Origin of the sequence: Mucilaginibacter sp. (genome assembly GCF_036383575.1) — a bacterium.
Taxonomy (GTDB): Bacteria; Bacteroidota; Bacteroidia; order Sphingobacteriales; family Sphingobacteriaceae; genus Mucilaginibacter.
Map to the genome: position 1 here is coordinate 1 of NZ_DASVOB010000357.1, position 20,952 is coordinate 20,952.

Here is a 20,952-nt window from a genome sequence, read left to right on the forward strand (position 1 = left end):
ACCCGATAAAAACCAGCAGCAGCACTCCTATTTGTTTCAAAAACAGTTTCACTTTAGTTTGCTTTTTTAGTTGCTTCAATCATTTCGCTCATCTCATCGGCTAACGCGCTTGCGCTGCCATAATATCCAACAGCAATGAAACGGACCTTGCAATTTTTATCGATGATCAGTTTTTGCGGGATACCCGATATAGTAAAGGCTTTGCAAATGCTGTTGTAAACCTCTTCGGTCATTGTACCGCCTTTAACCTTGTTATCAAATAGTATGTGGAAAGGATAGTTATTATCTTTAATAAACTTATTTACTTCGGCTTTGTAATTGGCTGTACGTTCTTCGGTATCAACAAAATAAAAGGCTACGTTAGGGTCTTTTTTATACTTCTCAACAGCCAGCTTCATACCCGGGAACGACGCTTTACAAGGCACACACCAGGTAGCCCAAAAATCCATCACAATGGTTTTGCCCCGCAACTCTTTAAACTTAATCAGTTTGCCGGCCGCATCATACATACTCCAATCGGGCATATCTTTTTTTATCATTTCCATCTTCGCTTTTGATGCAACCGATAATGCCGCATTTTTTAATGACTCAAGATATTTATCAAAACCATCTTCGGTTTTGTATTGGGCAACATAATTGGCTTTCAGCATATCAAGCATTTCGGGGGTAGCCTGGTTTTCGTACATGCTTTTGATCAGCACATCACTCACTTTATTTGCCTGGCCGTTTTTTTGTAAAAGCACAACTTCATCGTAATTAAGCGGGGCAGTTTTGTAGTTTAAAAACGATTGCGCCTCGAGGGCGTATTTTAAACCTTCCTGGTTTTCGCCTGTATTTTTAAGGATATTTACATATGAAATCAGCAGGTTATTAACCATATCTTTTTCAAAGTGCTGTGTCCACTCATTGGGCAAAAGGAACCAAAATTCGGCGGGTTGTTGGTTGCGAAAAGTTTCCATTCGGTTTACAAGCATTTTAGCGTAAGGGGCAAGCTTTTGGTCGGTTTGATCTTCACGCTTATGGGCTATCTCAATTATTTTATAATAAATATTGATTACCGCGTAGTAAGGCATGCTATCGATATACTTTGTGAGGATATCAAAGTTTTTGTTCATCACATTCAATACAACGATGTTTTGATAAACGGTACTGTACGAGATCCTGTTTTCCTCATCAAACCCCGCATCGGTTTTAGCCATCGGAAAATCAACCAAAAACTGCTCTGACAAGGTAATCTTTTTGTTAAAATCGCGCTCTTCATTCAGCTTTTTATAAGCCATTAAACGCGCTACACTTCCTTGAGGATAATCTTTCAGCATCACAGCATCCAACGAATCTACAGATGGCTTTTGCCTCAATACCTGAGAATAGATCTCCCTTACTTTTAATAAGTTTTCCTCGCCGCCAAGTTTGGTTAAATAACCGATCACATTCCTTATACGTGGTATAGCCGCTTCCTTTTGGTAAGCCCAAACACCTTTGGCAAATGGCACTGCCAATGCAGAGCTTGACTCTTTTGGATGCCTTACTATTTCATTGTTCATCCAATAATAAAAAGCGGTATCGGTAAGTTTAGGGTCTTTAAAATATCCGGGGATACCGTATCCAAACCTTTCGGCGCGCAATAATCCCCAACCCGCGTAAGCACCGGGGGCATTATACGGCCCGCCATCGGTGCCGGCGGCCATGATAGTATAACTCATATCCTTGTTATTATCGGTGCTATCGCCAGCGGTAAATTTCAAAGTGGCCATACCAAAACTTTTATCGAAGGCGATTTGTCCGTTAAATTTGTTTCCGTTGGCAGGTTTCATATTCACATCTACGGTTTGCCAACGATAATTACTGTTGTAAACGTAGGCTACAGCGTGTACCTCTTTACTGCCGGCCAGTGGCGTACCTGCAGGATCGTAGATAATCTCAACTGTTTCGCCTGGTTTGGGCTGTTGAGGTGTATATATAAAACTTTCAGACTGTTGGGCCTTCGCGGCCGAAAACACAGTCAATACAGCTCCCGTGAGCCAGAATTTTAGGTTCCTATTCATATTAGTTTTTAGATAGCATTTTCAAAAACCCCGGCCATTATATATCAACGGCCAGGGTTCGGGGTATTATTTACTGAGTATCAGGGATTTTGAACTATCTCAGGGTTAAGGCCAATTACAAAGCCCGCTATCTGGAAAGTATATTTGTTACTTGAAGGCTCGAGCGTATAGGTTACGCCGCCAAGGGTACGTGTATAAGTTTTCTGGAAACGGGTATCACTTTTTAAACGGCGCATATCCCACCAACGCAGCATCCTGCAAAAAAACTCACGATGACGCTCATCAATTACCTTGGTAAGCGCACTATTGGCATCGGCAGCTGTTTCGTCGGCGTAAGCTGCAGTTTTGATCCGTTTTTTACGCAGCGCGTTCACCAAATTCATTGCCGCGGCCGCGTTGCCATTCCTGGCACTATACTCGGCTTTGATCAGCATCATTTCGGGTACCGACGGGCCTATGTTGCGTGCTTCGCCAATGGCCATCTCTCTATAAAAAAACCTTCCACCGGCTGCTGTATATGATGACGACATGGTGCTTGCCGGACAGGTAAAGAAATTGTAACGCTGATCATCAGTACCCAGTAAATTCAACAGGTCATCACTTAAACGGAATACTGTAGGCGAATAATTAATATAACCGCTAACAGGAATTTTTGAAAGCAATATCTCCGGATCGTTCCTTCGTACCGGGTAAGTGGCAGACGATACCGAGGTTAAATTGCTCAGGTCATTTAATGATGATCTGATGGCCAGCGCGCTGTCTGCATATGACGAAGCACTGGCATAATCATTCATATACAGGTAACAACGGGCCAGTTCGCCATAAGCCGATGCCTTGCCCGGGATAGTGGTATAAGCCTGTGTTTGCGGCAACGATGGTATAGCCTTTTTCAGATCGGAAATGATCTGGTTATAAACCGTTTGTACCGGCACCCTCACTAACGACTGCGCCGTAGTTTCAGTTAACAGCATCGGCACACCGAGATCTGTAGCCGCCGTTGCGGCGTTATACGGTTTCGCATAGCTGTTTACCAGCATCAGGTAAGCATCGGCACGGTGTACTAATGCCTCGGCAATAAGTTCGGCTTTTTCGGCGCTGGTACCGCCAGTGCTTGTTGGCACCTCGGTAGTTACCGTATTACAGTATACTATGGTATTGTACATGGCGTTCCACTCTATATCATTATAATAAGTGGTATTAACCGGATAAGCCGCCTGCCAGGTATAACTTAGAGGGAACCATGCGTAATAGGCTCCATACGATACAAATTGCTGTTGCTGCGTACTGCCATCAATTATATTCACATCGTCCGAAGCTACGTCAGTTGTGCGCGGCCCAAGTTCATAGGCCGATGTATTGTTAAGCAAATAACGATAATTGCTGGTTTCACCGGGCGTTAACTGGCCCTGGGTTTTAATATCTACGTATTTACGGCATCCGGCAAATACTACCATTGCCAGTGCTATTATTAAAGATTGATATAATGATCTCATTTTTTTACTGGTTACAGGTTAACATTTAATGAAAGAATATATGAACGGGAAGCCGGAAGATTGTAAGTCCTATCGATAGAATTAACAAAGTCTGGATCGTATCCTTGTTTGTTAGCAGTCCACAATAAACCAAGGTTCCTTACCGCAAATCCAATGTTGGCGCTCTTGATCCTTACCTTGTTCAGAAAATTTACCGGTACCTGGTAACTTAAAGAAAGTTCGCGCAAGCGGATGTAATCGCCTTTTAAAACATTGATATCTGAATAGGCGTAGCGTACCAAACTTGCGTTTACCGCAGTTGCAGTTCCGTTAAGGCCAGGCATGGTGGTGGTAAACTCGTCGCCCGGTGATTGCCAGCGTTTTGCTATATCGGCGTTCAGATCATATTTTACGTTATAGGGCGATGTAGCATAGCTTGTTGCCGTAGGTTTCAGGAACACGTTACCAAACTGGTAAGTTGCAAGGGCATAAAATGTAAAGGGTTTATAACGCAATGAGGTATTCCAGCTGCCATAGACAGGTGCTGTGCGGCGGCCCGCGTATTTAAGCGCGCTCAGGGTTGGGATACCTGCTGTAGTAGCCTTAATGATATTGCCGTTGGCATCATAAACCTGGGTTAAACCATTGGCATCAAGTCCGGCGTACCTGAAAACCATCATCTCGTCGGTAGGGTAACCATCAAGTTTTGTTATACCTGCGGGGTTAGCATAATAACTGGTGGTGGCATAAGCCGAACTTGTGTACTGTGATGTATAACGCGGATCGTTCAGTTTATTAGTGTTGTAAGAAAAAGTACCGCCAATTGTCCATTTTACATTGGTGCCATTGTATACAAGGCCGTTTAAACCTATATCAACACCGCGCCCGTTCAATTTGCTTGAGTTTTGGGTTAGATAAGAAGTGGTGGTTCCCAGGTAAGTTGGGTTTACGATAAATGAGGCAAGGATATCTTTACCATTTTTGCGATAATAGTCTGCAGAGCCTGTGATACGGCTGTTCAGGAAACCAAAATCCAAACCTATATTGGTTACATAGGTTTTCTCCCACCTTAACTGTGGGTTGGCCGGTGCAAGGATGCTCGCTGCGGCCTGACCAGTGTAGTTATCGGTGTTTAGCGTTATCCATGTAAATGGATATATGGTGGTTGATATGTTACCATTTACCCCATAGGTAGCCCTTAAACCAAGGTTACTGATCCATGATAAGGGTTTCATGAACTCCTCGTCGGTAATATTCCATTTCACGCCGCCAGACCATGCCGGTGTTGCACGGTATTTACGATCGAGGCCAAAGTTGTTGTAATCATCATATCGTACACTACCTGTAAGCACATATTTGCCGCTTAAAGTATAGGCCGCGTTACCGAAGTATGACAAGTACCTGCGCCTTTTATCGGCCTGGTCTGTAGGTGACGATAAGTTGTAATTATACCCGGTTATTGTTGCGTAACCAATATTATCTGAGTTTGTATTGCCCGCGTTTATCCCGGTACTTAAACCCGATGATGTATTATAACCATACAACCTGGAGAGCCCCTGCCCCATTTCTGTTTGCCTTAACTCCATACCGGCTAAAGCGCTTAACTGGTGTATTTTACCAAAGTTGGCATTGTAATCCAGCTGGCCGCGGGCGGTATAGTTGTTATTATCGATATTGGTTAAGTTGAGTATCCCCCCGCTGGTAATACCAATGCTATTAAGTGATGCCGTAGGGCCTGTGTAATAATTAATAAAGTCGCGGAAGAAATAGCTTTGCGGGTTATAATAAACCCGTGTTTTGCTAAAGGTGCGCTCTGTTGAGTATAATGCCGACGCACTTAGCCCTTTAATGATAGGTACACGCAAGTTAATGGTAGCAGTGTAATCGTTATCTTTTTGGGTATTATCATTATTAGCAAGCTCATCGAGGAAACTGTATTGCCAGCTTGGCCTGTTGGGCGATAACGTTGCCGTGTATGCTGATGGAACTGCCCTATCATACGCAAGGTTATTGCCATTAGCATCTTTAAGCAGGCTATATGGCATCATGGTGCTTGATGATGGTGTATAAAGACTGTTCAACGCGATGCCGTTATTAACGTAGTTAAACGATGCGCCTTTTACATTAATTGACAGATCGGCCACTTTAAATAGCTTCCAGTTATGAGTTAAATTGATAGTTAACCGGCCAGCCGAGCTTCCGATTGCGTTAGGCAGCTCTTTGCTGTACGAAGCCGAGTAATAATAGTTTGAAAAATCGGTACCGCCGCTTACCGAAAGGTTATATTGCTGACTTTGGGCAGCCTGTAAAAGGTATTTTGAAATTTGCGAACGGTTATCAATAGCACTCAGGCTTTTTACCTGGTCATCATATTGCGCCTGTGTAATTGAACCAGCTTTAAGCTGCAAGGCAAGCAAACTACCTTTATTTCTGACGTTTGCCGAGGCGTAGTTATAGTACGAATCGTTACCCAGATCGGTTATAAAACCACGGTCAACCAACTCCTTTTCGTATCCAAGCGCCTGGGCCGAGTTCATCGTTTTAAGATAATTTAAATTGGGTTTTTCGGCCAGACTGAAACTGGTAGAGAAATTGATTTTAGGTACAACGTTATTCGATCCCTTTTTAGTGGTGATAACAATTACACCGTTGGCCGCGCGGATACCCCAGATAGATGCCGATGCTGCATCCTTCAAAAACGTGACGTTATCAATATCATTGGGGTTGATGGTAGATAGATCAAGGTTACTTACCGCGCCATCAATAACAACAAGCGGGAACGACTCGGCCGAAACGGTACTTGTACCCCTGATGTTCATATTGTAGTCATTTTGCCCTACAGTGCGTGTACCACCGGTTATGGATTGCTGGCTGTTGTTATAATCAAAGCTACGATCGCCGGACCCTACATATACCTGTAAACCGGGCACCAAACCTTCCAGGCGCTGTATAATATTAGGAACCGGGATCTTTTCCAGATCCTTCGCTGTTATGGTTGCAAATGCCCCGGTACTGCGTTCTTTAGGCAGGGTTTGGTAACCGTTAGAAACAATGGTAACTTCTTTTAAATTGGTAGTGATATCCTTTACCAATCTCACATGGATAGTTTCCTGCTTACCAATGGTAACAGATTGAGTTATGTAACCCACAAAGCTGACCAAGAGTACATCTTCATCTTTTACGCTAAAAATATTTACAAATCCATCCTGATTAGTTTGCTCTGCTAAACGAGGGTAGCCTCTAACTGTAACATTGGCAAATGCTAAAAACTCACCCTGCTCGTCTGTTACATAAACTTTAACTGTATGGCGTGTTAGCCCTACGTCTTCCGTTTTTTCCTGGGTTGCAGGCGCTGGCACCGCTTTCACAACCATAATGCTATTGTTTAGCTGGCGGTAACTAAATGCCGAGTTTTTCAATATCAGATCGAGCGTTTCACCAACGCTGCGCTCGCGGCCAGGCATAGTAAGGTGGTTTAAGCCTTTGATATCTTCATTACGATAAACAAACCTGAACTGTGTAGCCGCCTCGATCTTTTTGATAGCCGATTGAAACGACTCATTGTTTAACTCCAGCTTTATATTAACATCTTTTACATTTTGGCCACTTACGGTAAATGCAAACAATAAATTAAGACTGGTAGTTAAAATTATGGCGGTACATAAACTTATACGCATAATTTTTCGAATTACATACGGTGATAATAAGCAAGCATGCTGGGTGATGGCAAAGCGCCCCCAATAGCTTTCTGCTGATTTTGCAGAAAAAATCATAAATTTGAACGTTTTAAGTGATCGTGGAAAATTATTTAAAACAGCCTGAGTACGGTTGGCGCCGAAGGCAGGCTTCAATCTTAAGCTCCCTGCTCAAACAGGGAGTTTTTGTTTTTTAAATCAGGTACATTTTCTTCATTCGGGTTGGGTTTTAGCATTTAAATTAAGGGGTTAATTAATTTTATAACATCAACATCCGGCACCATCAATCACAACTTCACCATTACCGGAAAATTTGTAGGTAGCATTATTAAACTGGCAAATTACATCCAGTATATCCTTCAGCTTCTCGCCGTGTAAAAACGTGCCTGTAAAGCGGCATTTCTTCACTGCGTCGTTAGCAAAGCTGATCTTCACTTTAAATTTCTGAGTAAGCATTAACGCGGCCTGCCCCATATTCATATCATCAAAATACAGATCATTACTTTGCCATTGTACGGTTTGCGTTGAATTTACAACTGCCTGAACCGAACGCTCCTGATCTTTATTAAACACCACCTGCTCATCGGGCGTTATCACTGCCAAAACTTTTTTATCATCGCTAACGCTTACCTTACCCCTCGTTACCGTAACTGTAATTAATTTTTGGTTGCTGTAAGCATTAATATTAAAGGCTGTACCCAATACAGTGGTAACAATTTTACCGGTATGTACTATAAACGGATGCCCGGCATCATGCTTAATATCAAAATACCCTTCGCCCTGTAAAGTCACTTCCCTGGTATTACCGGCAAATGCTACCGGGTATTTCAATGAGCTGTTGTTATTTAAAACAACTGTACTCCCATCGGGCAGCCTGATCTGTTTATGCTCGGCAGTTGTTTTAGCCTGCGCAAACGCGATCTCATTTTTTAAGATTGCCGGTTTGTATAAATAGTAAGCTATCCCCGCAAAAACTAATAACGCAGCGGCAACCGCCCACTTATATACGTTAAAATTCACTACCCGTTTCTTGTCCTCAACCCTTTCATTATCATTACCAACAATGGCGGTAAAAATTTCATTCGCCTTATCGTTGGTCAACTCGGCTGTAACAGCATGTTCGTCCCAATAATTATCTAATAATTGCTGAAGTTCCGGCTCATGGCTGCCAATGTTTACCATGTTCAAAAATTCATCCCTTTCCGCTTCGGTACACGAATTATCAAGGTATTTTGTATACAGATATTTTAAACGGGTAATAGCCATATCGCCTAAAATCAATTATTAATTATTTAACAGTTTATTAAACTGCTTTTATAACATGACGACACAAAAAAGAAAAGGGGGTAGTTAAAAAGAAAAAAAAATAAATTATTTTGTAATAATCTGACTAACAGATACAAAAACCAACAACATCCCTACATCGCTATGGTTGCGCATATAGGTTTTTACCGATTGGCTTGCTACTTTTAAATGTGTTTTTACGGTTAAAACCGAAATATTAAGCTGACTGGCAACATCGGCATGTTTCATTCCATCCAGTTTGCATAATTTATAAACGAGCTTTTGCTGAGGGGGCAACGTTTCAAGGGCACGGTTCACTACATCCTGGACATCCTTATACCTGATGTAATTTTCGGTGCCCGCATCAACATCTTCCCAATCTTGATTTTTTATGTTGAACGCCCTTGTTTCTCGCGCAAGCTGCCGTAGCGCTGTTAAGGCATAATTACGAGTTACTGTACGCAGGTAACCTCCAAAATTAACAATAGCACCAGCTCCCTCCCTGTTTACCCAGATATTCAAAAAAACATCAGAAACAATCTCCTCAGCGGCATTTTCGGATTTCATTATTTTGAGGGCGTAGCTGTATACCTTGTCGCGGTACAAATCGAAAATAACACGAAAGGCCTGTTGGTCACCCTTACTCAATTTAGCCAACAATTCAATTTCGTCGTATATTTTCCTAACCTTCACACTGCTAATCTAATAAATTTACGTTTATTATAAGCGGCGGATCATTTCATTTAGAAAAACGCGAAGTCACGGGCCATGATCTTCACTTTTGAAGAACTACAACATTGAACCATGTAAATCATTCAACACACACTTAGCCAATAGCAAGTCATATAAAAAAGGCAAGTGACTGATTTCTCCTGTTTCCTACTCTGGCATTTATAAAACCTATCAAAACATCATATAAGCCGCAGAAATAATACCTGCATAATAAAAAGATACAAAAATATGCTACAACTCGCTTTTCAACGTCTTTTTCAACTGACTCAAAAACCGGGCTACACTTTTCGCACTTCCCGAGGTTGGTTCCTTAACAGCACATCCCATCTTCACGAAACTTTTCAGATCTTCCATCTGCCATATCGCTGCACCACTTATTCCCGGATAGTCATTTTTAAAGCCTTTTAACTGGGTCTTGATCTCCGTTACCGATTTACTTCCTTTATAAGTATCGCATGTACTAAATGAACCACGTACCATAAATACCGGATAAATAGGCTGCTTAGGCTTAAGCGCCCCTACCCAGTCTTTTATTTCGTTTTCTGCACCGCCATCATAACATTGTAAATACAAAGCATCAACCACGTTTACATCTGATGCTTTTAGAATACTGCCCCAATAAGCGTATCCTTTATAAGGGCATAATGTCATATGCATATTTAGTTTTGCCGCAATCTTGCCCATCGCAATAATAGAAGGACTGTCATACACAGACTCGTCATCGATGCAAAATGCATCGGCACCAAGCACCTCTTTTAGCACTTTACAGATATTATATAACGTACTCTGTTCACCGATACCGGTCACGATACCCGGCACCGTCTTAGATGGGTCATACCAGTCACGAATAAAATCAAATGTGTTCGGCGGCTGCCCATACCAACGCCCTTCCAGTAAAATTTCAATCCGGGATATGGAAGATTTTCTTTTGAGATCAGTCACCCTTCGCACATAGGAAGAATCGCCCACCCACTTACCGTTATGAATAATAGGTTGATGAGAATCACCAGAATACAGGTCTCCGTTTGCATGAATGTAAAAACTTGATAACAACAGCGTATTAAACCCACTGTGTTTCAACAACCGGTAAGTGGTATCATTGCCCGGATATAAACCTCTGCCATATATGCCCAAATTTTTGGCAGGTAAAGACGCGGCGGGCGCATAGGTTTGTTGCGAGAAACACAACTGAGAAAAACCAGTTAACAAGACAGCTAAAAACAATGCTTTCATAATAGATAATAAAGGCCAATCTAAGCAGAAAATAGCTAATATTTCTGCTACTAAAACTAATTCATATAAATGAGATAGCTTAATGGTTTAAAAGCTCATTGAAGCCCCATTTTTCTATAAATCAAGTTCAAATTTTAAAGGGAAGCATATGGGCGATAGCCTCTTTGGCTACTTTGCTTAAACAAATCTTCGCTGTCCGAAGTATTTTATTTCGACGGCTATGCTTGTGGTCTCCGACTAAAGATAAATCAAAAAATTCAAGACATAAAAAAGCCCCGCGGACTTGCGGGACTTGTGCTCCCTTGACTGGGCAGTATTCGAACCAGTTTTTAAATCAAATGCACGTTTTAAGCTCATTGGAGTACTTTTATTGAACCCATACTGGGTGATTTTCCAACCGCACAGCTCATGGTTTGAGTGTTGCCCGGGCTGATATCGTGCATCTCCTGAAGGGTAATTTCAATCATATATATTGACATGATGATTGTGACAATGTTAATGCGAAAGAATTTTACTCATTTGTTTGGTGATCATTGTCGCGGCCGATTTTGGATTTAACCGGTATAATATATCCATGATCCGGGCGTCTTTGCCTACTATTATCCGGTATTTATCTTTTTCAATCCCGGTTATCATAATTTGCGCAGCCTCGGCAGCAGTTAATATTTTTCGCGCTTTACCTTTTCCCTCCTTGGTATTTGGCATTTCGAGCCCCGAGTTCCTAAGAATATTTGTATTCACACCACCCGGAAACACGACCGAAACTTTCACAGTTGTACCAGCTAATTCAGCATAAAGCCCCTCGGTCAGCAACTTTACTGCCGCCTTAGACGCACCATAGATCGTTTGACCGGGGACTGGCAAAAACCCGCCCATGCTCGAAATATTGATGATGTGTGCTTCCGGCCGTGTGAGCAGATGGGGCAACAATGACTTTATAAGATAGAGTGTACCATAGAAGTTGACATTCATTACCCGGTCTATCAAATCGTAACTCAGATCGTTTACCCGCACAAATGGTTGTATGATACCGGCATTATTGATTAGCCCATCGATATAACCGTTTTCTGCAATAAGCTTTACAGCCGTTTCCTCAACCGCTGCTTTGTCGGTAATGTCAATGACATGGGTAGCCAAGCTCGCGCTTTTCTGCCCAGCAAGCTTTACTGTTTCCTCCAACCCTGTTTCATTAATATCTAATGCTATAACTTTTACTTCTTTTAACAATAAGGCAAGTACTAACTCGCGGCCCATACCACTCCCGCCGCCGGTAACTACAATGGTTTTATTTTGAACTTTCATTTTATTGTTTTTCGCTAATTACAACAGGGCCTTCTACGCCGGCAGCCATCACCTGGTCTTCCTTACCTTTGAATTGTTTATAGTGAACGTCGCCCTGCTTTGCCTTGCCTATAAAGCCATTTAATTGACCAGTTGTAACCCTGACCTCAATCTTATTATCTCCAGAAATAAGAAACGGACCTATATCAAGCATATATGGTGCAAATAGCCGTTTACCTGCAAATTTGCCATTGATATAAACTTCAGCAGTGTAATACACCTTGCCGAGGTCGAGATAAACCGATGAACCTGTGTGGATATTGTCCCATTGAAATGATGAAGTATAAATGCCCTCTGATGATGAAAATTTTAGTTTATCATTTATTCTCCAGTCAAAGAGGGCGCTGTTTTTCAATTCAAGACTATCTGTTTTTAAGTCCCATTGATCAACCGTAATGATTTTCTTGCCGAATTCGTCTATCGGAGTTTTCTGTGCAGGGATAGTTGCAACGCCTTTAGTAGACGCGTATAAAATAATCGAGCCATAAGGTGGCATCCGATAGCTGATCACGGAGCCGCTATTTTTAATCGTTGTCCCTTCATCAGCATTCATCCAGTAGCTGCTTTTATATTTTTTATCCAGCGACAGGGAAAGTGTTTGCCATTGATCGCTTTTATTCCAGATAAATTCGATACGGCTGCCGTCGGTCATATCCCGCTGTACCTCACGCGTAAAATGGTATTCTCCGTTGAACTTAACGGCGTTGCGCAAGCCCTTTATCCATTTCGTTAAAGCGGTACTGTTTCCAAGATATTGGCTATTAGTGGATCTCAATGCCGCTTTTATGGCCCCACTGGTCAGTTTATCGTTGCGCTGCCAATCTAAATAAGATGGTTGAACTTCTGGTAAATCACCTATAGCAGCCAGTTTCATGCCTTGCGCTGCAAGAAATTTGATTTTCTGTGCCGTTTTTAGCTGGATGACAGAATCCGCGGCTAAAACAAGTGCCTGGTAATTATTCCCATGGATACTGATCTGATGTTCCTTTGTGAGTTGAGCGTTCTGTATCGATTCATCGTTCACCCAGTCCCAGGTGGTCCCGTTAGCATATAATTGATTAATGAACGGGTAAACTTTTGCAGCCCAGGCTTCCTTAGTAGCATTTTTTGCTACTTTGGTCGCAGGAAGCGGTCCTTCAACATTGGGTAAGTAGCCATCGGCCAATATTTCTTCAGGATTAGCCGGCAAACCATTCACATCCATAAAGGGAAAATAGATCAGTACATCAGCATGTGCTTTCCCTGAACGCAGTGCGTATTGGGTTCTGTTGATATATTCATTAACCTGTTTTTGATCTTTCCAAAAGATATTGCCCTCGCCAAGGTTAGAAGAAAAATTTACAGCAGAAATCAATGGTGTTGAGAACGCATACCAACCTTCGGGGCCTAAATCTTTCGGCGTATAACGATAAGGCACACCATGATAAATGATCTGGTTGACACCTGCTGCAAACAATTTATCAACGGCGATCTTAATTTTCTGCGGCGTATTTGTATAAGCTCTCCCATTGAAGACTACCGATTCAGACGATATGATGGGTTTATTGTACAAATGCCCGCCCGAAGTCATGATCTTCAAATTGGCTTCGGGCCCGAGCATACTCTCTGTTTCCGGTATCGATGCATGCCCTGCAGCTGCAATCATATCCAAATTAAAACCGTAGGATTGCGCTCTGTGCAACAAACCTTGTGGTTCAAGCCAATTCCTGGTAGCATCCAAAAACTGATCGGTAAACAATTCGCTGACGGTTAGATCGTAATCGTATTTTAAACGCCAGTCCTCTTTTGAAAAAGAAAAATCAGGAGCGGCATGCGGGTTCATGTAGTCCACGTAATTATACTTCCGCTGCATTTCTGCAGGCAGCCAAGGAGTAATACCATACCCGCGATGCTTTTTAAAATATTCGAGAAAATCATGGGAGAAAAAACGGTCGACAGCAAACTCGTAACTATCGTCAAAAACTGCCCTCATCGGGTTACCGAAATAGGCTTTTAAGCCGGTCCGTTCGCCAAATAAATGCCGGTAGCTTTTAAGCACTTTGGCTGAATCAAGATGATTTACCACCGGGCCTTGAACTGTCGTTGCCGCCATCGTTTTTTCGCCCTGCGGTTTGCTCCAGAAAGCTATGATCTTCCAACTCCCCGCAGGGCTATGCCAGTAAAGTGAATCCCTTTTAACTTGTGGGGTTAACACAATGATCGATTTAGGATCAAGTGAAACCGTTGTGTTTTTATCACCTTCTTTTTTAGGGAACGTTTTAACTGCCAATACAGCTTCCAAATGCGAAGGTGCTGAAGTGTTATTGGCCACCGTTGGAACAACAATAGCGATATCTCCGCCTGTTATGTCTTTTTCAGCAAATGCAAGCGTTATAAAACCGTCTTCATCCTTAAGGAACGGGCCGCCCGGCGGCCAGCCGCTGCCATCAGTCATATCGATAGTTAACCCACGCTTCCTGGCTTCCCTCATGACTGCAGCTACATTGGCATAATAGTCCGGCGTATCCCAGGTCACGATCTTAGCCTTTGCTTCCGGTGTTCCGGGTATAAAGAAATTAAATGGCTGGATCTCCATACCTCCAAAATCATTATCCGCGAAAAGATTGATCTCGCGCTTCAGCTCCACCGAATCAACGAAATTCCCCGGCCACCACCAACGTGCGAATGGCGCAAATTGGATTGATGGTTTGTGAAAAGCCGAAGGGTTGAAATCATATTTGGGAAACCAATGGGTTGATTTTTCCTGCGCAAATGACAAACCCGGGATCAGCAACAAGATATACCCAATTAATTTTCGGAAAGCATTCATGATTTGATCTTTAATTTTTCAATTCGTCGATTGACGCTTGAGGTGCCAATGCTTTATGAACTTTTTCAACGGTCAGTGAGCCAGGTAACATGAATGTCTTTTCCAGTTTGATATTCTCGCTTGACGCGCCAATCTTTACTTCATATTTCCCTGCATCAGCTATCCACGCCGATTTATCGGTATTGAACGAAGCCAGGTCTTTTGCATTTAAAGTAAAGGTCAAGGTTTGTGACTCGCCCGGCTTTAATAATCGTGTTTTGGCAAATCCCTTTAATTCTTCTGAAGGCTTGTCTAATTGTCCTTTAGGAGCCGTCAAATAAAGTTCCGCAACCTCTTTCCCTGCGGTTTTTCCCGAATTGGTAATAGTAACTGACGCTATCTGTTTACCATGGAAAGAGAGGCTGCTTAGTGTCAGCTTGCTATAAGTAAAATTGGTATACGATAACCCATACCCAAACTCGTAAGCAGGTTTTACCTTAAAAGTATGATAATAGCGATAACCGACGTAAATACCCTCCTGGTAAACTACTTCTGCCGGAATGGACTTGCCCATCATCCCCATCGTAGCTTTTTCAGAAAATTCTTTACCAGGAAAATTCTTAGCAGATGGCACATCGCTGTAAACCGAAGGAAAAGTTGTCGCCAGCTTGCCAGATGGATTTACTTTCCCGCTCAAAACATCGGCGATGGCATTGCCTCCTTCTTCGCCCGGTTCCCAGGCAAGTACAATCGCATCTACCTTATCGCGGAAGATGGTTACATCGATCACCCCTCCGATATTCAATACGGCAATTACCTGCTTGTGTTTGGCGTGGAAAGCATCTGAAACCTGGTTGATCATATCAGTTTCCTGGCCGGTTAACTGGTAATCGCCTTCCACCTTGCGATCATTGCCTTCTCCCGCGTTACGGCCGATATATACGATGGCTATATCAGAAGCGTCAGCTTTTTGGGTCGCGACACTGCCGTCAACTTTATATTCAGGTGCAAACGGACTTGGATTCATAATTTCTTGTATCAAAGGCTTTTTGGGGTGTTTTGCAGCGTAGTCGCTCAAATAGTCTTTGTAGCTTTTTTGAAGTGCGGCGTCTACTTTAAAACCTGCGTTGGTCAATCCGTCAGCCAATGAAATAGCATAAGGCTTATTCACGTCGCCACTACCTGTACCGCCGGCAATCAAGTCGTAACCATGTGTGCCGAATAATGCCACAGTAGCACCACCATGTACCGGTAATGTCTGAGTTGAGTTTTTTAATAAAACCATACTTTCTGCGGCGGCCATTCTTGCTACCTGCGCATGGGCCTTTAAATCGGCTTTATTCGGATAATCAAATCCCTTAGCCGTTAATGTTTTCAGCCAGACATTTAAAATGCCTTCAACATTTTTATCCAGTACGGCTTCAGACAGCTTGCCGCTTTTAACAGCCTCGGTGATGGCTTTGATCTGTGCCGGCGAACCGGGCATGAGCAGGTTGTTACCGGCCAGTATTTGTGCCACGGCATCCTTACCGCCAAACCAATCGGTCATGACTATCCCTTTGAAACCCCAATCATCACGCAGTATTTTGGTGATCAGGCCATTGCTCTCCGATGTATAAGTGCCGTTGACCAAATTATAAGAGCTCATGACTGCCCAGGGTTGCGATCTTTTTACCGCGATCTCGAAGTTGCGCAGGTATATTTCACGCAAAGCACGTTCGCTAATGATCTCGTTTACCGAAGCGCGGTTGGTTTCCTGGTTATTGGCCGCAAAATGCTTCAATGTCGCCCCAACGCCCTGCGATTGGATTCCATTAATGATAGCCGCCGCCGCAGAACCCGATACGAGCGGATCTTCGGAGTAATATTCAAAATTTCGTCCCCCCAACGGGTTGCGATGAATATTAGCGCCGGGCCCCAATATGAAGTCGATACCGTAATCTTTAATTTCTTCACCAAAGGCTACACCTACTTTGTGAATCAGCGTCGTATCCCAGCTTGAAGCAAGTAAAGTACCTACGGGCCAGGCAGTAGAAAAACTATTATTAGCGGAGTCCTTTGCAGTCATTGCCCAGCGATGGATGCCTGACGGACCATCAGCCATGCTGATCGATGGAATGCTGAACTTCGCAAGAGGTATCGTGTGACCCGAGATTGCAAAAATTTTATCAGGTGTTTCATCATTAGAACCCATGCTCATTCCAGGTAAGGAGAAACCCTTGCCCACAACAATTTTTACTTTATCATCAAGTGACATCGCCTTTACGATGGCCTTGATCGGGTCTTTACCAAACTGCGGTGCAGTTCCCTGTGCTAAAACGCCTTGTCCCGATACTACCAAAGCTATTGCGGCGAAACGGGCGATCAGTGATCTTTTCATTTTTTACAGATTAAAAATTTACTTGCTTTCTTTCACACGCGCGCCCTTGGCATCAAACATTCCCATTAAACTGCCCTTCACGTGGTCGTCATCTACAGGATCAAGCGTAAGCGTCACATCATAACTTTGGATCGTGAACGCAGCAGTGATGGTCTTATCTTTTTCTTCTACAGAAGTGATTTTTGTCAGTTCCTTACCGGTTGAGTCCTGAACAACGCCACCCAATTTGCCATCTTTTCTTTCCAGTACAAAGGTCATTTTGGAATCACCATTTGGTGTACCCATAACCAGCACATTCCATTTGCCCGGGTAATAATCTGGTTTGGTCTGCGCGTGGAGATTTAAAGAAATAAATAGTCCGATAATGAGTGTAAAAATGAAGCTTAGCTTTTTCATGATTTTGAGTTTTATTGATTTTATTATTTGATTTCAATCTGTACTGAACTGCTTTGCAATCCCCTGGCCGACGCCGTTAACCTCGCAATTCCGACCACACCTGAAGGCCTCACAATTGCCAGTGCTTTACCCTGGTAAACCTGCTTGCGTGGCTGCTGAAAACTGGACATATCAGAAGGGCTACTATTACCGACACCTACGATAGTTGCTGCGCCGGAAATTTTAAAACTGATCTCTAATCCGTTAACTGACGGAACTAAATTTCCTTCGGCATCAACCACTTCTACCCTGATAAAGGATAGATCATTTAAACTGGCTCTTATTTTTTTCCTATCTGCGATAAGGCGGATCCCTACAGGGCTCCCTGCAGTCGACAAAATACTCGACCCTGTTTCTTTCCCATTGTCAAAAGATTTTGCAACCACAATCCCGGGTTGATATTCGATTTGAAATGTCGCGGTGATCGAACCTTCAGGAACGCTTTGCTCTGCAATGATTTTTCCATTCAATTCAAGCTTCACCGTTTTTCCTCTCGTGTAAACATCAACCTGTATTTTCTTTCCTTCCTGTCCCGGCCATGTCCATGATTTAAGTTCATCAGGCATACCCCATGTCGCAACCACTTCTTTTTGCCCATCGGGAATTGGACGATGCACCAACATTTCTATTGGACTATTTCGCCATACCACTTTCTTATAATACGCCTCTGTTTTTTGATCACCGATGAGATCAAGGTCGCCACAATAGGCATTATAAACCGGCCAGTTGTTACGATAGAATAATCCCATGCCCATCAAGCCCTTTGGAAGCTTTTGTGATTCCGGCACATAAATCGAATTGCCGATCCCTGCTTCGCCGATGTAATCCATTGCGGTCCAGCAGAAACCGCCCAGGAGCCATGGGTATTTTTCAGCTGCATCCCAATTCTCCAAAGCTGCATTTGGCAAGTATTCTGTTGACATATAGAGTTTACCCGGATGTGTTACCCGTTCCGTTTCAAAGCGGTGTAAGGTTGCACTGTCACGCTGGAAATAAACCGAGGGGTCAAGAAAATAGTTATAGCCGTCTATATCAAGGTTTGTAAGATGAGGTTCGTAAGCCGTCCAGGGCTTCTTTGTATATGGCGGCAGGAAAACAATGGCATCTGTTACGGGCCGGGTTGGATCGAGTGTCCTTACTTCATCGGCCAGTCGTTTAGCATTGGCATAGCCGGATGAATCCGGCGCTTCATAAATTTCATTACCGATGCTCCATATCATTACTGACGGGTGATTTCTATCTCTTAAAACCATCGAAGCCAGGTCCCTTTGCCACCATTCGTTAAAATACAGGTGGTAATCCTGCGGGTTTTTAGGCAGTTCCCACATATCGAATGCCTCATCCAATACCAACATACCTAACCTATCACAAGCATTGAGCAACGCAGGAGACGCGGGATTATGGCTCAAACGAAGGGCATTGTAACCTGCAGCTTTGATCAGTTCCACTTTACGTTCTTCGGCCCGGTCAATACTCGCTGCGCCCAATGGCCCGAGATCGTGATGAATACAGCCACCTTTTAATTTTACCGATTGTCCGTTCAGCAACAAGCCTTTTTGGGCATCGAATTTGAGGCTGCGGATACCGAATGGTGTAATCGTCTGGTCAACGATTTGGTTATTTGAGATCAGGGAAACCCTGGCCTTATATAATACCGGTTTATCCAGGTCCCAGAGCTTAGGATGATTCACTATTAATCTTTGAGCAACCTCTACCTGACTTGCGCGCTGCTTATATGATGCTACCACCCGACCGCTTGGGTCCAAAATATCGACCTTAACCTCAACAGGCTTTTGATTTTCTATAGTTGTCGTAATACTTACCATCGCTTCTTCCGGTGACACTTCCGGTGTAGTGATATAACTACCCCATAATTTAATATGTGTCGGGTTAACCGGTAATAACCATACGTGCCTGTATATGCCCGATCCGGAATACCAGCGACTGTTCTTACCGGTATTATCAACCCGGACAGCAATGACATTTGGCTTGCCAACCGGGTTGAGAAAATCAGTGAGGTCGAAAGAGAAAGAAGTATAGCCATAAGGATAACTGCCTAAGTGATGACCGTTAAGCCAGATATCTGCGTTCATGTATACCCCATCAAAAAGGATGTAAGTCTTTTTCCCGATGTAGGATTTATTCAATGTAAAAGCCTTACGGTACCAGCCAATACCGCCTTCAGTAAATCCGGTGGCAGCTTTTCCTATGGATGCTTTGGTGAACGGACCTTGCACTTCGCCTTCCTTTTGGTTTGGCAGATCTTCGATGCTCCAGTCATGCGGCAAATTCAGTGTTCTCCAGTCGGTATCGTTGAAGCCCGGACGCTCAGCGCCATAGATCGTATCTTTTTTAAACCGCCAATTCCTGTCAAAACTGATCGCGCGTGAATCCTGCGCATGGCTTACAGAAATACCCGCAATCAACGAGAAGCAGAATGAAACTATTACTTTTAAAAAAGCCCCCATTTACCTTTTCGTATTATTTACGTAAAGGTAAATGAAAAGAAATCTCAATTCCAAATAATAATCCGTATTTTTTACGATAAGGTAAAATTACTTATATTTGCAAACCGAAAAAAAAGAAAGATGGATACCAACGCAGCTGAAGACTTTTTCAAAAACTCAAGTAATTTCTTACTAAACGTAGCCGTGGACAACGTGATATTCGGTTACCACGAGAAGGAGCTAAAAGTATTATTACAACAACCTTTTGCGCTGGACAAATGGACAGTCACCGGTGGTTACATTCAGAAAACCGAATCCATAGCAGAAGCCGCCGCCAGGGTTGCACACATGAGGACGGGTTTAACAGGTTTGTTTCTGGAGCAATTTCAATCATTCGGCAACCCACAGCGTGTAAAAGATAATGGCTTTACAGCAAAACATATCGCAGAGGTAACCGGCTATGATATTCCGGAAAACTCCTGGATATTCGACTATTTCGTATCCGTTGCATTTTATACCCTTACTGAATTCTCTAAGGTCAAAATCACAAAATCAGAGTTCGAAGCGGATTGCCAGTGGTGGCCAGTGAGCGAATTACCACCCATGATGTTTGATCATGAATTGATCATCAAAGAAGCATTGAAAGCACTGCGCCTGCACATTGCCCATTATCCTATTGGTTACGAATTATTGGAAGAGAAGTTTACCTTACCGGAAATACATAACCTTTATGAAACCATCCTGGCTAAGCCGCTTGATGACCGAAACTTTACCAAAAAATTATTGGCTACCGGCATCATTACTAAATTAAATGAGAAAAGACAGATCAGTGGACACCGCCCCCCCTTTCTTTACAAATTTAATCGGGAAAAATATGAAGAAGGGCTTCTTACCGGTGTTGAACTGGTCTTCTAAATATCTTCAATCATAGGAATTGGGGACTTAAAACTAAGCTTCATGTTTATTTTAAATACAGACGGAGGTCGAAACCCCAGCAGCTAAAAATCGGACTTCGTAAGTTAGAAGATGATTCTTAGACTGTGCATTTTTCGATGGGAGCGAACTTCATGGACTCATGGGCAAGCATCGTCTGTATTGCA

General features: G+C 43.0%; 12 protein-coding genes. 1 reads left to right on the plus strand and 11 read right to left on the minus strand.

Features of this window, described 5'->3' with window-relative positions:
- Window positions 1-53: 53 nt before the first annotated feature.
- The 11 genes from VF500_RS12340 to VF500_RS12390 form a co-directional block, all read right to left on the minus strand.
- Window positions 54-2,045, minus strand: a complete 1,992-nt coding sequence (locus VF500_RS12340) for a TlpA disulfide reductase family protein (RefSeq protein WP_330859960.1) — start codon at window positions 2,043-2,045, stop codon at window positions 54-56.
- An 80-nt stretch (window positions 2,046-2,125) separates the two neighbouring features.
- A complete protein-coding gene (locus VF500_RS12345; protein ID WP_330859961.1) occupies window positions 2,126-3,538 on the minus strand; it encodes a RagB/SusD family nutrient uptake outer membrane protein in 1,413 nt (470 codons plus the stop codon).
- 11 nt (window positions 3,539-3,549) lie between these two features.
- Complete coding sequence (locus VF500_RS12350; RefSeq protein ID WP_330859962.1) at window positions 3,550-7,194, minus strand: SusC/RagA family TonB-linked outer membrane protein; 3,645 nt, start codon at window positions 7,192-7,194, stop codon at window positions 3,550-3,552.
- Between the two features lie 285 nt (window positions 7,195-7,479).
- The gene (locus tag VF500_RS12355; protein WP_330859963.1) at window positions 7,480-8,493 is read right to left on the minus strand and encodes a FecR family protein; all 1,014 of its coding nucleotides are present in this window, start codon (window positions 8,491-8,493) and stop codon (window positions 7,480-7,482) included.
- Window positions 8,494-8,583: 90 nt separating this feature from the next.
- Window positions 8,584-9,189 (minus strand): RNA polymerase sigma factor, encoded by a 606-nt coding sequence (locus tag VF500_RS12360; protein ID WP_330859964.1) that lies wholly within the window; start codon window positions 9,187-9,189, stop codon window positions 8,584-8,586.
- Window positions 9,190-9,459: 270 nt separating this feature from the next.
- A complete protein-coding gene (locus VF500_RS12365; protein ID WP_330859965.1) occupies window positions 9,460-10,461 on the minus strand; it encodes a hypothetical protein in 1,002 nt (333 codons plus the stop codon).
- 495 nt (window positions 10,462-10,956) lie between these two features.
- Window positions 10,957-11,763 carry an SDR family oxidoreductase gene (locus VF500_RS12370; RefSeq protein WP_330859966.1) on the minus strand — a complete coding sequence of 269 codons (807 nt, stop codon included), beginning with the start codon at window positions 11,761-11,763 and terminating at the stop codon, window positions 10,957-10,959.
- Window position 11,764: 1 nt separating this feature from the next.
- Entirely contained in the window at window positions 11,765-14,611 is a 2,847-nt protein-coding gene (locus VF500_RS12375) for a glycosyl hydrolase (RefSeq protein WP_330859967.1), read from the minus strand.
- Window positions 14,612-14,621: 10 nt separating this feature from the next.
- Window positions 14,622-16,970: a glycoside hydrolase family 3 C-terminal domain-containing protein gene (locus VF500_RS12380; RefSeq protein ID WP_330859968.1), complete on the minus strand. Its 2,349-nt coding sequence runs from the start codon at window positions 16,968-16,970 to the stop codon at window positions 14,622-14,624.
- Between the two features lie 18 nt (window positions 16,971-16,988).
- Window positions 16,989-17,366 carry a hypothetical protein gene (locus VF500_RS12385; RefSeq protein ID WP_330859969.1) on the minus strand — a complete coding sequence of 126 codons (378 nt, stop codon included), beginning with the start codon at window positions 17,364-17,366 and terminating at the stop codon, window positions 16,989-16,991.
- 23 nt (window positions 17,367-17,389) lie between these two features.
- The gene (locus VF500_RS12390; protein ID WP_330859970.1) at window positions 17,390-19,873 is read right to left on the minus strand and encodes a sugar-binding domain-containing protein; all 2,484 of its coding nucleotides are present in this window, start codon (window positions 19,871-19,873) and stop codon (window positions 17,390-17,392) included.
- Window positions 19,874-19,993: 120 nt separating this feature from the next.
- On the opposite strand from VF500_RS12390, the gene VF500_RS12395 reads away from it, so the two are divergent.
- Window positions 19,994-20,767: an NUDIX hydrolase gene (locus VF500_RS12395; RefSeq protein ID WP_330859971.1), complete on the plus strand. Its 774-nt coding sequence runs from the start codon at window positions 19,994-19,996 to the stop codon at window positions 20,765-20,767.
- Window positions 20,768-20,952 lie beyond the last annotated feature (185 nt).

Excerpts from the sequence above, each read along its gene's own strand:
- VF500_RS12340 (WP_330859960.1), bottom strand. The coding sequence starts at position 2,045 with ATGAATAGGAACCTAAAATTCTGGCTCACGGGAGCTGTATTGACTGTG.
- VF500_RS12345 (WP_330859961.1), bottom strand. The coding sequence starts at position 3,538 with ATGAGATCATTATATCAATCTTTAATAATAGCACTGGCAATGGTAGTA.
- VF500_RS12350 (WP_330859962.1), bottom strand. The coding sequence starts at position 7,194 with ATGCGTATAAGTTTATGTACCGCCATAATTTTAACTACCAGTCTTAAT.
- VF500_RS12365 (WP_330859965.1), bottom strand. The coding sequence starts at position 10,461 with ATGAAAGCATTGTTTTTAGCTGTCTTGTTAACTGGTTTTTCTCAGTTG.
- VF500_RS12370 (WP_330859966.1), bottom strand. The coding sequence starts at position 11,763 with ATGAAAGTTCAAAATAAAACCATTGTAGTTACCGGCGGCGGGAGTGGT.
- VF500_RS12375 (WP_330859967.1), bottom strand. The coding sequence starts at position 14,611 with ATGAATGCTTTCCGAAAATTAATTGGGTATATCTTGTTGCTGATCCCG.
- VF500_RS12380 (WP_330859968.1), bottom strand. The coding sequence starts at position 16,970 with ATGAAAAGATCACTGATCGCCCGTTTCGCCGCAATAGCTTTGGTAGTA.
- VF500_RS12385 (WP_330859969.1), bottom strand. The coding sequence starts at position 17,366 with ATGAAAAAGCTAAGCTTCATTTTTACACTCATTATCGGACTATTTATT.
- VF500_RS12390 (WP_330859970.1), bottom strand. The coding sequence starts at position 19,873 with ATGGGGGCTTTTTTAAAAGTAATAGTTTCATTCTGCTTCTCGTTGATT.
- VF500_RS12395 (WP_330859971.1), top strand. The coding sequence starts at position 19,994 with ATGGATACCAACGCAGCTGAAGACTTTTTCAAAAACTCAAGTAATTTC.